At 33.3% G+C, this 15757-nt stretch carries 10 protein-coding genes; 8 read left to right on the top strand and 2 right to left on the bottom strand.

The window, feature by feature from the left end; translation table 11 throughout:
- Positions 1-39 precede the first annotated feature (39 nt).
- The 4 genes from nuoE to GC105_RS04605 all read left to right on the top strand — a co-directional run bounded on the left by nuoE (position 40) and on the right by GC105_RS04605 (position 7958).
- Positions 40-576 (top strand): NADH-quinone oxidoreductase subunit NuoE, encoded by a 537-nt coding sequence (gene nuoE, locus GC105_RS04620; protein ID WP_152802180.1) that lies wholly within the window; start codon positions 40-42, stop codon positions 574-576.
- Between the two features lie 4 nt (positions 577-580).
- The gene (locus GC105_RS04615) at positions 581-2314 is read left to right on the top strand and encodes an NADH-quinone oxidoreductase subunit NuoF (protein WP_152802178.1); all 1734 of its coding nucleotides are present in this window, start codon (positions 581-583) and stop codon (positions 2312-2314) included.
- A gap of 21 nt (positions 2315-2335) precedes the next feature.
- Positions 2336-5905 carry a molybdopterin-dependent oxidoreductase gene (locus tag GC105_RS04610; RefSeq protein WP_152802176.1) on the top strand — a complete coding sequence of 1190 codons (3570 nt, stop codon included), beginning with the start codon at positions 2336-2338 and terminating at the stop codon, positions 5903-5905.
- A 394-nt stretch (positions 5906-6299) separates the two neighbouring features.
- On the top strand, positions 6300-7958 hold the full coding sequence (locus GC105_RS04605; protein WP_152802174.1) for a DEAD/DEAH box helicase: 1659 nt from the start codon (positions 6300-6302) through the stop codon (positions 7956-7958).
- Between the two features lie 88 nt (positions 7959-8046).
- Here the strand turns inward: GC105_RS04605 and GC105_RS04600 are convergent, their stop codons facing one another.
- Entirely contained in the window at positions 8047-10020 is a 1974-nt protein-coding gene (locus tag GC105_RS04600) for a fructose-1,6-bisphosphatase (RefSeq protein WP_152802172.1), read from the bottom strand.
- A gap of 287 nt (positions 10021-10307) precedes the next feature.
- On the bottom strand, positions 10308-10985 hold the full coding sequence (locus GC105_RS04595) for a uracil-DNA glycosylase (RefSeq protein ID WP_152802261.1): 678 nt from the start codon (positions 10983-10985) through the stop codon (positions 10308-10310).
- A gap of 405 nt (positions 10986-11390) precedes the next feature.
- Here GC105_RS04595 and GC105_RS04590 point away from each other — a divergent pair, with 405 nt between their 5' ends.
- The 4 genes from GC105_RS04590 to GC105_RS04575 all read left to right on the top strand — a co-directional run bounded on the left by GC105_RS04590 (position 11391) and on the right by GC105_RS04575 (position 15754).
- Complete coding sequence (locus tag GC105_RS04590; RefSeq protein WP_207706936.1) at positions 11391-11933, top strand: DUF998 domain-containing protein; 543 nt, start codon at positions 11391-11393, stop codon at positions 11931-11933.
- Positions 11934-12054: 121 nt separating this feature from the next.
- Positions 12055-12645: a GNAT family N-acetyltransferase gene (locus GC105_RS04585; RefSeq protein WP_152802168.1), complete on the top strand. Its 591-nt coding sequence runs from the start codon at positions 12055-12057 to the stop codon at positions 12643-12645.
- A gap of 142 nt (positions 12646-12787) precedes the next feature.
- Positions 12788-13369: a GrpB family protein gene (locus GC105_RS04580; protein ID WP_152802165.1), complete on the top strand. Its 582-nt coding sequence runs from the start codon at positions 12788-12790 to the stop codon at positions 13367-13369.
- Positions 13370-13651: 282 nt separating this feature from the next.
- Positions 13652-15754: a heavy metal translocating P-type ATPase gene (locus tag GC105_RS04575; protein WP_152802163.1), complete on the top strand. Its 2103-nt coding sequence runs from the start codon at positions 13652-13654 to the stop codon at positions 15752-15754.
- Positions 15755-15757: the final 3 nt, after the last annotated feature.

Genomic DNA, 15757 nt, shown 5'->3' with positions numbered 1-15757 from the left:
TCTATAGATTTACTATAAATAAATAAGGAGTTTTTGCAAATGAAATGTTGCGGCGGAAATAATAGTGTATTAAAAGTTCAATTTAAAGATGACGATATTGACTTAACAGCATTAGACGCTACTCTAGAAAAGTACAAGAGTACAAAAGGAAGTTTAATTACAATCCTTCAGAAGGCGCAAGAAATATACGGATATCTCCCATTATCAGTTTTAAACTATGTAGCGCAAAACACAGGTGTTAAACCAGCTAAGGTTTATGGTGTAGCTACATTTTATACACAGTTTAGGTTAGAGCCAGTTGGTGAAAATCTAATTATGTTATGTCAAGGTACAGCTTGCCATGTAAATGGAGCTAAAGGTATTGAAGAAGCAATTACTGAAGAATTAAATATTAAAGATGGTCAAACAACAGAAGATAACTTGTTTACTTTAAATAATGTGGCTTGCTTAGGATGTTGTAGTTTATCTCCAGTAATGATGATAAATGGGGAAACATACGGTCATTTAACTCCAAAGAAAACCGTAGAAATATTACGCAACTTGAAAAAAAATGACTTAGATACAAAGGAGGCGTAAAGATATGAAAATAATTGTAGGATATGGTAGCTGTGGAATTGCTGCAGGTGCAAATAAAGTATTTGATGCATTAGAATTAGGTATTGAAGAACAAAAACTTAAAGCAGACTTACAAATAGCTGGCTGTAACGGAATGTGCTACTTAGAACCTATTGTAGATGTAATAGATAATGATGGAAATAAACAAACATATGTTAAAGTTACTCCAGAACGAATCAATGAAATTTTAAATGATGTTAAGGACACGGATTTAAAAATAACAGAAGAAGAACTTTTAGAAAGATCTAACCAATTTAGAATTGTTACTGAAAAATGTGGCACAATTAATCCAGAAGATATTAACGAGTATATTGAAATCGGAGGATATAAAGCAATTGAGAAATGTATTGCTGAAATGACACAAGAAGAAGTTATAGAAGAGATGAAAATATCAGGGTTAAGAGGAAGAGGCGGAGCTGGATTTCCAACGTGGTTTAAGTGGAATGCGGCATTACAGTCAAAGGCTACTCCAAAGTATATGGTATGTAATGCTGACGAAGGTGATCCTGGTGCGTTTATGGATCGAAGTGTTTTAGAAGGAGATCCCCATAATCTTATTGAAGGTATGATGATAGGCGCATATGCAATAGGAGCGGAAGAAGGTATCGTTTATGTTCGAGCAGAATACCCTTTAGCTATTATCCGTTTACAAAATGCAATTGAACAAGCTAGACAAAAAGGTTTATTAGGTAAAAATCTATTTAACAGTAACTTTAGTTTCGATCTGCGAATTAAAGCAGGTGCTGGTGCATTTGTATGTGGTGAAGAAACTGCACTGATAGCATCACTTGAAGGTGAAAGAGGCATGCCTCGACTAAAGCCGCCTTTTCCAGCTCAAAAAGGGTATTGGGATCAACCAACAAATATTAACAATGTAGAAACATTTGCAAATATTCCATGGATTATTTTAAACGGCGGTAATAAATATTCCGAATTAGGTACTGAAAAGAGTAAGGGATCGAAAGTTTTTGCTTTAACTGGCAAAGTGAAAAATGGCGGATTAGTTGAAGTACCTATGGGAATGCCTATAAAAGATATTATATTTGGCCTTGGTGGCGGTATATTAGAAGATAAAGAATTTAAAGCTGTTCAAATGGGAGGTCCATCAGGTGGTTGTATCCCATCAGATTTAATTGAGACTACAGTTGATTATGAATCATTAGCCAAAACTGGTGCTATTATGGGTTCAGGTGGTATGGTAGTAATGGACGAAACTACTTGTATGGTTGACATGGCAAGATTCTTTTTAGATTTTACTAGAAATGAATCATGCGGAAAATGTATACATTGTAGAATTGGTACAAAGAGAATGTTAGAAATATTAACTAGAATAACTGAAGGTGACGGTAAAGATGGAGACATTGAATTACTAGAAGACCTTGCAGTACAGATTAAAGACGGTTCGTTATGTGGACTAGGACAAACTGCACCAAACCCTGTGCTAAGCACAATTAGGTACTTTAGAGAAGAATACGAAAGACATATATACGATAAAAAATGTCCTTCAAAGCAATGTGCAAGTCTATTGACATACGAAATTACTGACAACTGTATCGGTTGTGGTGTATGTAAGAGAAAATGTCCAGTAGAAGCAATATCTGGAGAGAAAAAGACTATACATATATTAGATCAAGCCACATGTATTAAATGTGGAAAATGTTATGATGCATGTAAATTTGATGCTATAACTGTAGATTAATAAGAAGGGAGCGAAAAAATTATGTCTTTAATACGTTTAAACATAAATGGAAAAGAAGTAACTGGCAACAATGAACAAACTATACTACAGATTGCCAGAGAAAATAATATTGAGATTCCTACACTTTGTTACGACGAAAGAGTTAAAATATACGGTTCTTGTGGACTTTGCGTAGTTGAAGTAGAGGGAATACCTAAACTTTTAAGAGCTTGTGCAACGGTGGCAGGTAATGGAATGGTCGTTAATACAGATACTAGCCGAATAAGAGCTTCTAGAAAGACCGCATTAGAATTGCTATTATCTGATCACGTAGGAGACTGTAAGGCACCATGCGTATTAGCTTGCCCAGGTGAAACTGACTGTCAAGGTTATGTAGGATTAATAGCTAATGGGGAGCATATGGAAGCGTTAAAGCTAATAAAAGAACAATTGCCAATGCCTGGAAGTATAGGAAGAGTATGTCCACATCCATGTGAGGATGCTTGTAGGAGACAATTGGCAGAAGAACCAATTTCCATTGCCCACTTAAAGTTCTTTGCAGCTGAACAAGACATGGCTCATGAAGAAATGTTTATACCTGAGTTAGAACCAAAGACTGGTAAAAAGATTGCTATTGTTGGTGGAGGTCCAGGTGGTTTAACAGCAGCTTACTACCTAACTAAAAAAGGTCATGATGTAACCATATATGATGCCATGCCTGAAATGGGTGGAATGTTAAGATATGGGATACCAGAATATCGATTGCCAAAGGATATTGTAGACGATGAAGTAGCTGTTATAGAAAAAATGGGTGCTAAATTAGTAAACAATATGAAAATTGGCAAGGATATTGAATTAGACTACTTGAGAAAAGAAAATGATGCCGTATACGTTGCAATAGGAGCTTGGACTAGTTCTAAAATGAGATGTAAAGGTGAAGAAGCTAAAGGTGTTATTGGTGGTATAGACTTCTTAAGAAAAGTTACTCTTAATGAAGAGCTGAAAATTGGAGATAAGGTTGCTGTAGTAGGCGGAGGAAATACCGCTATGGATGCTTGCAGAACTGCTATAAGATTAGGTGCTAAAGAAGTATGCGTTATATATCGAAGAACGAGAGATGAAATGCCTGCTGAAATGATCGAAATTATTGAGGCTGAAGAAGAAGGCGTAGAATTTAAATTTTTAGTTAGCCCAATAGAAATTCTTGAAGAAAATGGTCAAGCTAAGCAGATTAAGTTGCAAAAGATGGAACTTGGCGAGCCAGATAATAGTGGAAGAAGGAAGCCAATAGCTATTGAAGGCGCATATGAGATTATAGATGTAGATCTTGTTATAGCTGCAATTGGTCAAGGAACAGACATAAGTGGTTTAGATTCTTTAGAGACTACTACTTGGGGAACTATACAAACAGATGAAAGTACTTTTCAAACAAGCCTACCAGGAGTATTTGCAGGTGGGGATGCTATAAACGATGGTGCTGGTATTGCAATAGAAGCAATAGGAGATGCAAAGAAAGCAGCGGATATTATTCATAGATACTTAGCAGGTGAAGTCGTACCATATGTAAGACCCTTTGTTGTTACTAGAGATGACCTTACAGAAGAAGATTTTCTAGATCAACCTAGAATAAAAAGAGTCCATATGAATCATTTATCTCCAGAAGCTAGAAAAGATAATTTCCAAGAAGTGCTAAACGGATACACAGAGGAACAAGCTGTAGCAGAAGCAAAAAGGTGTTTAGAATGCGGTTGTCATGATGTGTTCGAATGTAAATTACTAGAATACTCAAATCAATACGATGTTGTACCAGATAGGATAGCAGGTGAAATGCATCATCGTCAAAGTAATGACAATCATCCTTTTATTGTTAGAAACAGTGATAAATGCATACTATGTGGATTGTGTGTAAGAATCTGTGACGAGGTAATGGATAATGAGGCGTTAGGAATAGTAGATAGAGGATTTGACGCTATTGTTAGACCAGCATTAGATTTAGAATTAGCTGAAACAAATTGTATAGCTTGTGGACAATGTGTAAGTGTGTGTCCTACAGGAGCTTTACAAGAAAGACTTCAAATTGAAAAATCTGTTCCAGTAAGAACAAATAAAACTCATACTGTATGCTCGCACTGTAGTGTAGGGTGTAACATTAACCTTGAAACTAGGGGAGACATGATTTATAGAGCACTTCCAGATAGCGAAAGCAAAGTAGATAGTGGTCTTCTATGTTCAAAAGGTAGATTTGGTTATGATACAGCTCAAAAAGATAAGAGGATTATCATGCCAATGATTAGAAAAGAAGGAAGCCTCAAGGAAGTAACCTGGGAAGAAGCAATTAAATATACAGCTAAGAAAGTTCAGAGCTTAACAATGTTAAATGGAAAAGATTCAGTTGCCATAGCTATATCTGATAGATATACGAATGAAGAAATTTATTTGGCTAAGAAGATTGGGAAAGAAGGATTAGGCACAAGCAATATAACTTCATTTAATAGAGTTTATGGTGGAATTAAGGATGTGCTAGGTTATGATGCCTCTACAAACACATTTGATGAACTTTTAGCAACTGAGACAATTGTGCTTATCGGATCTGACATTATGAAAGATCATCCTATAGCAGGTATCAAGATTAAAAATGCTGTTGCCAATGGCGTAAAGCTTGTTGTGGCAAACTCATTCACATCACATGCTGATGAATGGTCAAATACAAATATTTGTATCGAAGATAATATAGACTTTCTAAAGCAAGTGGCAAAAGGCTTAATTGACAAAGGGTTAGCTCCTAAGAATGCGTTAGGATTTGAGGAATTACAGAATAACTTAAAGGATGTTGTAGTTGGTGATGATGCGAAAGTATTAGTTGATATATACACTAACTCCAAAAAAGCGATAATTGTATTTGATCAAAACAGAATAACTAGTGATAGTGCTAAAATGATTGCGAATATAGCTGTAATAGCGGGACATATAGGAAAAGCAAGAAGTGGTATTATCCAACTAAAACCAAAGAATAATAGCCAAGGTTTATCAGATATAGGAGTAGATACCAATAATGAAATTGTTGTAAAAGGTATTAATGATGGAAGTATCAAAGGGATGATGATCTTTGGTGAAGATCTTTCAGGAGTTGATCTAAGTAAATTAGATTTCTTGATGGTTCAGGATATGTACTTAACTGACACTGCTTCAAAAGCTGATGTGGTTCTTCCTGTAGCAAGTTATGCAGAATCAACAGGCACATTTACCAATACAGAGAGAAGAATTCAAAAATTAAATTCAGCAATTCCATCACTAACAGGTGAAGAGAACTGGGTTGATTTATGTGATTTAGCTGTAGCACTTGGAATAAAAATAGATTACAGTGGTGTAAATGATATTACGACAGAGTTATCAATTAGTATTCCAGAGTACTTTGGTTTGGCAGAACAAAAAGAAGAACAATTCTGGCCACTAAGTAATGGAAATGTCCTTTATACTAAGAAATATAACTTCCAAGATGGAAAAGCAAAACTACAAGTAGTAGGCGATGGAAAATTATTTGATTTAGTAGAAACCACAGATGCTCATGAAAAGTTGTTTCGTAATTTCTTAACAGAAGAAAAATTAATCTAACGAGAATGCCTAGTTGAGCAATGCTTAACTAGGCATCTTTATTATTGCGAAGTAATGAGCCAAGTGGCTGCCTGCAGACATTTGGCGACTACCTCGTAACCGCGAGAATCTCGCAAAGCGTGTTTCTTGTGGTTAGAAAGAGAATAAAAAAAGTTGATGATTATAGAAAATATACGTAGATTAGATAGTTAGGATATTTGAATTACAGTGGATAGTGAAATTTAAATAGTAGATATTCATATAAGACAGAAAAAGTATAATAAAAAAATTGTTTAAACCGTGGATAAGTGTGGAATAATTATAACAAATAAATAAAAAAGAAATAAAATACCTATTTATGAGAATTAATGATATAATTAGAACTCGGAAATAAACGGAAAAAAGGAATGATTAAATGGAATTAACTAAATTTGAAGATTTAAACTGCAGTGATGACATTAAAAGAGCTGTAAAGGACATGGGATTTGAAGAATTGACACCTATACAACAGATGTCGATACCTTTAATTATGGAAGGACGAGATATTGTAGGCCAAGCTCAAACAGGCACAGGTAAAACGGCATCCTTTGGAATACCCATTCTAGACAAGGTAGACCCTAACAATAAAAATACACAAGCGCTTATTTTATGCCCTACAAGAGAGCTTGCGTTACAAGTATCTGAGGAAATTGCTAAATTAGGCAAATACAAACATGGTATAAAAACTACTCCAATTTATGGAGGTCAATCTATAGATAGACAGATTAACACACTAAAAAGAGGTGTGCAAATTGTTATCGGTACACCAGGAAGAGTTATCGATCATATTAATAGAAAAACTCTAAAAATAAAAGATTTAGATATGTTAATATTAGATGAAGCGGACGAAATGCTTAACATGGGCTTTAGAGAGGATATCGAAACTATTCTTGAAAGTGTGGAACATGAAAGGCAAACATTATTATTTTCTGCTACTATGCCAAAAGCTATACTAGAGATTATTAATAAATATCAAAAAAAACCTGAAATATTAAAAGTATTGCATAAAGAACTAACGACTCCTAATGTTGAACAACTTTATATTGAAGTAAAAGAACAAGATAAACTTGAAGTATTAACTAGATTAATCGACGTATACAATCCTAAACTATCCATAATATTCTGTAATACTAAGAAAAAAGTAGACGATGTTACTGATCTAGTACAATCTAGAGGTTATAGTGTCGATAAGATACATGGAGATATGAAACAGAGTGTAAGAAGCAACGTAATTAGTAAGTTTAAAAAAGGAGATATTGAAATACTAGTAGCTACAGATGTTGCGGCTAGAGGTTTAGATATTGACGATGTAGCAATCGTATTTAATTACGATATGCCTAGCCATGAAGAGTATTATGTTCATAGAATAGGTAGAACAGGAAGAGCTGGAAAGAGTGGTACAGCATTCACATTAGTTACGCCAAGGGATTATTATTTGTTAAAAAGTGTAATGAATTATACGAAGAAGAAAATAAATAGACATCCAATTCCAAGTATTAGTGATATCGAAAGTGTGAAGACTCAGTCATTTATAAATAAGCTAAAGAGTACTATTGGTGAAGGCAATTTAGCAAAGTATATTAATATACTTGATAATATGCTTGAAACAGAAGACTTTCAGTCCATTGAAGTTGCAGCTGCATTACTTAAAATGGAACTTGAACTGCCTGAAAAAGATTTATTGGACCCAGTAAATATGAAAAATGCGCCTAATGTTAGAGATAGAGGTAGTAATAAAAGAAGAGACGACGGAAACATGGTTAGAATGTTTATCAATATTGGTAAAAATAAACAACTACAACCAGGAGATGTTGTTAAATCGATTGCTAGCGAGACAAGTATGAGTGGAAGCAATATAGGTCATATAGATATATATGAGAATTATACATTCGTTGATATACCACAACAATATGCAGATGAAGTAATAGATATAATGCATAAGGGAATGATTAAAGGAAATAAAATTAATATCGAAAGAGCCCAAGCAAAAAGAGGCGGAGTAAATAAAAGTAGACCGAGAAGAACAAATAGATAGATTTATATTAAAATTTTAGTAGGCTAAAATAACTTTAATGTATTAATAAATAAACAGTAGGTGATAGTAATCTCCTACTGTTTTTTAATTACAGTTTTTCTTTTAAAATTCCTTTTCTGTATGCTGCTATTAACATTTCTAAATAATAGATTTGGGTATTTATTTTTTTGCCTACATCAGTATCAGCTACTCTTTTTCTATCTACAGTTTTTTCAATAACGCTAGTGGTGGAATGAATATCTATACCATTATTAATTGCTTTTTCTACAGAGTGAAAAGGTTCATGACTTGCTAATTGTAATCCAAATGAGTTGTATATCAAGGTATAGCCGGCAATACCAGTAGTGCTTTGATAAGCGCGTGCAAAGCCGCCGTCTATAACTAGTAGGCGACCATTAGCTTTTATAGGACTTTCGCCATGGATTGTCTTTACTGGCACATGTCCATTGATAATATGACCTTCATCTGGATCTAAGTTGAACTCTAAAAGAATTTTTTTAGCAATTTTTTCATCGCATATTAACGTATAGTAAGGTGTGTACTGTTCGTTATGAAGGATTGGATCAATTACAAAATAACGTTCAAAAGTAGCCATTTTATCTTTTCCAAATAAGGGGGAATTATGATGACACCATAAATACCAAAATATTTCGGTTCCAATAGAATTTATTGGATTTTCAAAGTAGGCTTCTCTGGCATATTGATCTAATTTATCTAAGAGATCCTTACCACTTAAATAATCATTCATAATACGTACTTTTTTAAAGCTCCCATCATAATTCATGGGTATTGAGGCGTGAAATAATAGATTGCCATTATAAGTGAGATAAATACTTCCTTTTGAGAAAAGAAAACGAACGTGTTTTTGTAGTCTTTCACTCATTAAAAATGAGGATTGAAGTTTTTGTATCACTATTTCTTCTTCTGGTGTAAGTTCCCAAGGTTTATCAGGATTAATAGTAGTTAACTGTTCTTTATGCAATTCATATGAGATATTATTCACGTTTATAGTAGAGTGATCATAGTCAATTTTATCCAGAACTTGGCGATGTTCCATATTATATTCTGGGTGACTATTTATTAATTGATGTTCTAACTTAAATTGAATAATAGAGATAGCTTTATGCATTTTTGATAAAAGTTGAATATCAAACTCAGAAAAAAATTCCGAGATATTAGCTTTTGGTATAAATTGTTTACATGGATCCTGTTCATAAGTTTCAATCGCAAAAGTAGCTAAAGGTAAAAGGTTAATCCCATATCCGTCTTCTAGGATAGACATATTAGAATAACGCAAACAAACTCTTATTACATTAGCTATACAAGATAAATCTCCTGCAGCAGCTCCCATCCATAAGATATCGTGATTTCCCCATTGAATATCTAGAGAATGGTGTTGCATAAGTGTGTCCATAACTATATGAGAGCCAGGACCTCTATCGTAAATATCTCCGATAATATGTAGATGATCGATAGTAAGCCTTTGAATTACAGATGAAATTTCAGTGATAAATTGATCAGCTTGATTTAGCTCTACTATAGTATCGATTATTTTGTTGTAGTATTCCTTTTTATTAAATCGATCTTCGTCTTCATGTAATAATTCTTCCATTATATATGAAAAAAAAGAAGGTAATGATTTTCTAACTTTTGAACGTGTATACTTAGAAGATGCTCCTCTACATATCTGTATGAGTTGATAAATTTTGGTTTTGTACCAATCGAGTATGTTCTCTTCATTAGATTTTACAAGTTTTAGTTTTTCCTCTGGATAATAAATAAGCGTTGCCAGTTCATCAATTTCATGTTGTGATAGGGTCTTGCTAAACACGTCAGAAATTTTACGTTTAACTACACCGGAAGCATTTCTCATTACATGGCTAAATGCATCATGTTCACCATGAATATCAGTTAAAAAATGTTCTGTTCCTTTAGGTAAATTCATTATTGCTTTTAAATTAATGACTTCAGAAGCAGCTACTCCTATACAGGGAAATTTTTCAGATAATAATTCTAGGTAGTTATAATTGTCAGAGAGCTGTTTATCCGTAAACTTATTCATATTTAAAACCACCCTTACAGTAATATATTTTTATTATAACACCTATATAGTTTTTTTGACATACAATAAACGCGCAAATATAAGTTTTATGACATACTAATAACACGTTGTCTAAAGCCGGTACAATTTTAGCTAAGTCGAAATTATTAGTCAGTTATTTCCCAATTAATAAGTGGTTTGACCATCATTTGCCAATAAATTAATATCCAATAACCAAAAATTTATTTAGAATTGTCAAGTATGAGTTTACTAATATTCAACATATAGCAATGCTATACGTTGTAAGATCAAAAATTCTCTATCTGCCAATCAATTGCCTCTATGCCATGGGTTGTCAAAAATTCATTACATGTACTAAAACACTTACATCCCAAAAACCCTCGATAGGCAGACAACGGGCTTGGATGAGGTGATTTTAGCACTAAATGCTTAGGATTATTCAACATCTTTTCTTTCGTTTGTGCTGGTCTTCCCCATAGTAAAATCACAATAGGTCTGTCCTGTTCATTGATAATATTTATTACCGCATCTGTAAACTGTTCCCAGCCCTTTCCTTTATGAGAATTGGCTTGATGGGCACAAACTGTAAGTACAGTATTTAATAACATAACGCCTTGATCTGCCCACTTTTTCAAATAGCCATTATTGGGTATATAACAACCTAAGTCATCTTGTAGCTCTTTATAGATATTTTGAAGTGATGGTGGGGGATCTTGCCCTGGCAGAACGGAGAAGGATAGTCCGTGAGCTTGGTTGGGATTGTGATATGGATCTTGACCTAGCAATAAAACCTTGACATTTTCCAAAGACGTATAATGAAATGCATTGAAAATATCATCCATCGGTGGCAATATTTGCTTTGTTAGATATTCCTGTTTTAAAAATTGACCCAAGTCTTTAAAATATTTTTCTTTAAACTCAACTTCTAAAGGTTCTTTCCATTGATTATGTAGTATTCCTGCCATCATAGCCTCCAAATAAAACAACAAAACCTCTGTACGCTCTCAGAGGTTTAATACTTATTCACCGTCCATTTATGTTATTCATAACGGTAAGCGTAGATCATTTTAAATGTTAATAAGTGATAAGTTTTAACCTTCATGTTACTCGTACAAGCGTTTGTGAGATGCTTATTTAGTGAAATTTTAACATAAAATTAGTACTGAAACAACTTTAATTTTCCAATGCTTAGTATAGGTCACTATTGAGAGTTCTAATAGTACCTTTTGCAGTTTCTCACTTAATAGTACGATCAGAGTTTCTTGTATTTTGTATAATTATATAAGATAATAATTATATAATGAAATATTTCCTTCAATACCACATACTATAGGAGGCTTTTTATAATGAAAAAAAGCAAAAAAATCTCTTTGTTCATATTCTGTCTATTTTTAGTGGTATCAAATGGGTTGGCGTTATTTAGTTTTGCAGGCTATTCTATTTTAAGCAATACTACCAGTCATCTTGGAGCACAAGGTTCTCCATATTCATGGGTGATGAATATAGTTTTTATTTGTCTTGGAGTGATGGCAATTTCGATTACCTATCATAGCAGGATTAGATACCACCAGATACTGGGTGTGGTCTTTGGGCTCAGCCTGGTATTGACAGGTTTTTTTAAACATGCACCTTTAGTTGACTCTGTATCAGTCAACCAGCAACATGATCTGATACATTCTATTTTTGCCAGTTTGACAGGATTTAGCTTTACTTTACTTACGGCAGGACATGGATTGATAAGCCGTGGAATGCAGAGAACAGTAGGAATTATTATGGTATTTGTTGCTATAATAATATCTATTGCCATGATGACCTTTCCGTCAATCATGGGGATGTTACAAAGGGTTATGTTTGTGAGTGCCTTTGGATGGTTATTCTTTTATATGAAAGCACCTAAGAACAGACAGATATGATAACGTTCAGCAGTTTAAATTGCTGAAGAGTCTATTGTCCCTATTATATTATTGACGGATAGTGCTTTTATCCGGATAGAAAAAAAAGTTGTATATTAGTATAAAGTAAAGGAGATTATGAATGAAACTGCTTAAAAATTTAAAGAAACAGGAACTAAATGATATATCAGAAATAATAGGAAGTTCATTTCTAAGCAATGAACTATTCCATGAGTTTGGAAGTATAGAGGAACGCAAAGATATTGTCATGAAATATATGTGGGCATATGTAAAATGTGTATATGAGTCAAACGCGCTATACCAAAATGATGATGGAACTGCTTATATAGGACTGACATATAGTGATAGGAAGGCCATGGGTCCTCAATTAAAAATGTTGATAAAAATTCTAAGAGTCGTACCTTTTAGTACCTTGAAAAGATTTTTCAACCATATTAAGCAAATTAGTGATGGAAATAGTAAATATACAAAGAATACATATGTTGAGGTGCTTATGGTATGTGTTTCAGAAGCACATCAAGGACAGGGGAAGATACGAGAAATGATTGAATTTGCAATGGATATGGCAAGAGAAAGAAACGTACCCCTTTTATTTGATACGGACATGGAAGAGTATGCAAAAATATATCAGCATTTTGGATGCGAACTTTACAATACTAATACTGCATCAAATGGTGTAACGAGATACAATTTAGTCTGGAAAGAGTCTTAAATGATAGGGCAAACACGTTACAAATAACCAAAGAAGTATCGATAGAAAAAAGGCAAATGTAATGGATGATAATGATTTATTCTTATTATGATAAAATTGTCTGTTGGAGAAGTAACTTTTACAATCCTATGAGGTGGTAAGATTGAAAAAAGAACTATCAGAGATGACATTGAAAGAACTGTGGGAATTGTTTCCTATTATCCTTGAAGAGCAGAGTTCCAAATATAAAGAATGGTATGCTATCGAAGAAAGACAGCTTTTAAAAAGTCTCATTTATGAAGATATAAAACGTATCAACCATATCGGAAGCAGTGCGGTAGAAGGAATGATTACGAAACCTACTGTAGATATTTTGCTAGAAGTTGATAACAATTGCGATATTACAAAGCTAATTGAAATCACAAATGTTAATGGTTGGATACTTATGTTTAGTGAGTACGAACCAGTTTTAAGACTGCTGTTCAATAAAGGGTATACATCTGATGGGTTTGCGGAGAAGGTGTATCATCTTCATGTTAGGCATTTGGGTGATTGGGATGAGTTATATTTTAGAGATTACCTATTAGATAATACTGATGTGGCCGTTCAATATGGAAATCTCAAATTGAAATTGAGGAAAGAATTCGAACACGACAGAGATGGATACACAGAAGCAAAAACAGAGTTTATTAAAAGATATACGGAAAAAGCAAAATTAGAGTATATAGGTAGATACTTACCCTAAAAATGAGTATAATTCATATCCAAGGGATAATAAAATAATCTAGAGGCATTGAGATGAAAATCTTGATGCCTCGTTTTAGGTGTTTGATATATATCTTAGTGAAAATAAATAGAATAAATTTAACAGATTGCTCCTCCTAGTAATAAATTGCTTTATAAATAGTATAATCAATCACTTGTTAACTATCAATATACAGTTGACAAAGGATATTTTATTATTTATAATAAAAATAACATATGAACATATATTCATATGTTCAAGTGAAAGGTGTGAGCTGTAATCATGGAAGTTGTAATATTAGAAGGTTTAAATTGTTCTAGTTGTGCAGATAAAATAGAACAGAAAGTTAAGCAATTACCAGAAATTAAAAATTCATTTATTGATTTTGTTGATTCTTCTATAAAATTTGAGTTAGATAGTATTGAAGATAGAGAAAAGGTACTAAAAAGTATAAAAGAGATAGTAAACACATATGAACCTCATGTAGTGGTTAGAGAGAAAGAAAAAATTGAGATTGGTAGATTGCCAGCTAAAAAGAGTAGTATTTGTACATATTTTATTAAAGACTACAAGTTGATTGTCGGTATAGCTTTGTTTGTGATATCTATGTTTATAAGCAACCCACAAATTAAACTCGTTTTGTATGTAGGGTCTTATCTACTGATAGGATGGAATGTTATAATAACGGCTTTTAGAAATATTTTAAAAAGAGAAGTATTTGATGAAAATTTTTTGATGACTATTGCTACTATAGGAGCATTTGCAATAGGAGAGTATGCTGAAGGGGTAGCAGTAATGTTCTTCTATAAAATTGGTGAGCTGTTTCAAGATTATGCCGTGGATAATTCGCGAAAATCAATTAAAGATTTAGTCAATATAAAAGCGTCATACGCTAATAAGATTATAAAAAATGAGCTAATCAAAGTTTCTCCAGAAGACTTAAGTGTTGGAGATATAATTGTAGTCAAGGCGGGAGAGAAAGTTGCAGTAGACGGAGAAGTTGTTGAAGGATTATCGTGGGTAGATACTTCCCCTATTACTGGAGAATCGGTACCAAGAAAATTTGCCATTGGAGACATGATATTAAGTGGTTATATAAATAATAATTCAGTATTAAATGTAAGAGTGACAAAGGAGTATAGCGAATCCACTGTAGCGAAGATATTAAATCTAATAGAAAATGCAAGTGCTAAAAAGTCACAGACAGAAAAGTTCATTACTAAATTCGCTAGATATTACACTCCAGTAGTTGTTTTTGCTGCTATGGCAATATCATTTATCCCACCTTTATTGATGTCAGGACAATCACTTGGACAGTGGGTACATAGAGGGCTTATTTTCTTAGTAATATCCTGCCCTTGTGCTTTAGTAGTATCGATACCATTAGGTTATTTTGCAGGTATAGGTGCAGCCTCTAAGGAAGGTATACTTATTAAAGGCGGTCAATACCTAGAGGTGCTAAAAAATATAAATACTATTGTTTTTGATAAGACAGGGACTCTTACGAAAGGTGTCTTTACAGTAAACAAGGTTTTTGTAAAAAATGAAGAAGATAAAGAGTTCATGATAGAATGTGCTGCTAAATCTGAGGCTTTATCAAGTCATCCTCTTGCTACATCAATAACTAGATATTATGAAGGCAATATTGATATAAAAGAGATAGATGATTTTGAAGAAATTGGTGGGAAAGGCATACGGGCAAATTATAGAGGCCATCAAGTATTAGTTGGAAATAGTAAACTTATGTCACAAGAAGGAATCTTAGTTGATCAGGTAGACGAAGGAGGTACTGTAAGTTATGTAGCTATAGACAATAAATATTATGGTTATTTAGTTATTTCTGATGAGGTAAAACCAGGGATAGAAACTCTAGTATATAATTTAAAGAAACAAGGGATTAAAGAAGTAGTAATGTTTACTGGCGATCAATCACGTGTTGCTAATGAAATAAAACATAAGTTAAAAATAGATCGCGTAAAGGCAGAGCTACTTCCTCAAGATAAAGTCTCAGAGTTTGAAAAACTAAAAAATAATGATATCAAATCTCATATTGCTTTTGTAGGTGATGGGATAAACGATGCTCCAGTATTAGCAATTGCAGATGTTGGAATATCAATGGGTGCATTAGGGTCAGACGCTGCTATTGAGGCATCTGATGTTGTGCTAATCACAGATGAGCCTAATAAAATCGTTGAAGGAATTAAAATAGCAAAATTTACAAATAAAATTGTAATACAAAATATAATCTTAGCATTAGGAGTTAAAGCATTAGTATTGATTTTAGGTGCATTTGGACTAGCGAATATGTGGGCAGCTATTTTTGCAGATGTAGGAGTTGCGTTAATTGCTATTTTAAATGTAACAAGAATTTACTTTAAAAAATAGATG

The organism is Alkalibaculum sporogenes (assembly GCF_009362815.1).
Classification (GTDB): domain Bacteria; phylum Bacillota; class Clostridia; order Eubacteriales; family Alkalibacteraceae; genus Alkalibaculum_A; species Alkalibaculum_A sporogenes.
This window is presented reverse-complemented; position numbering and strand designations above follow the sequence as displayed.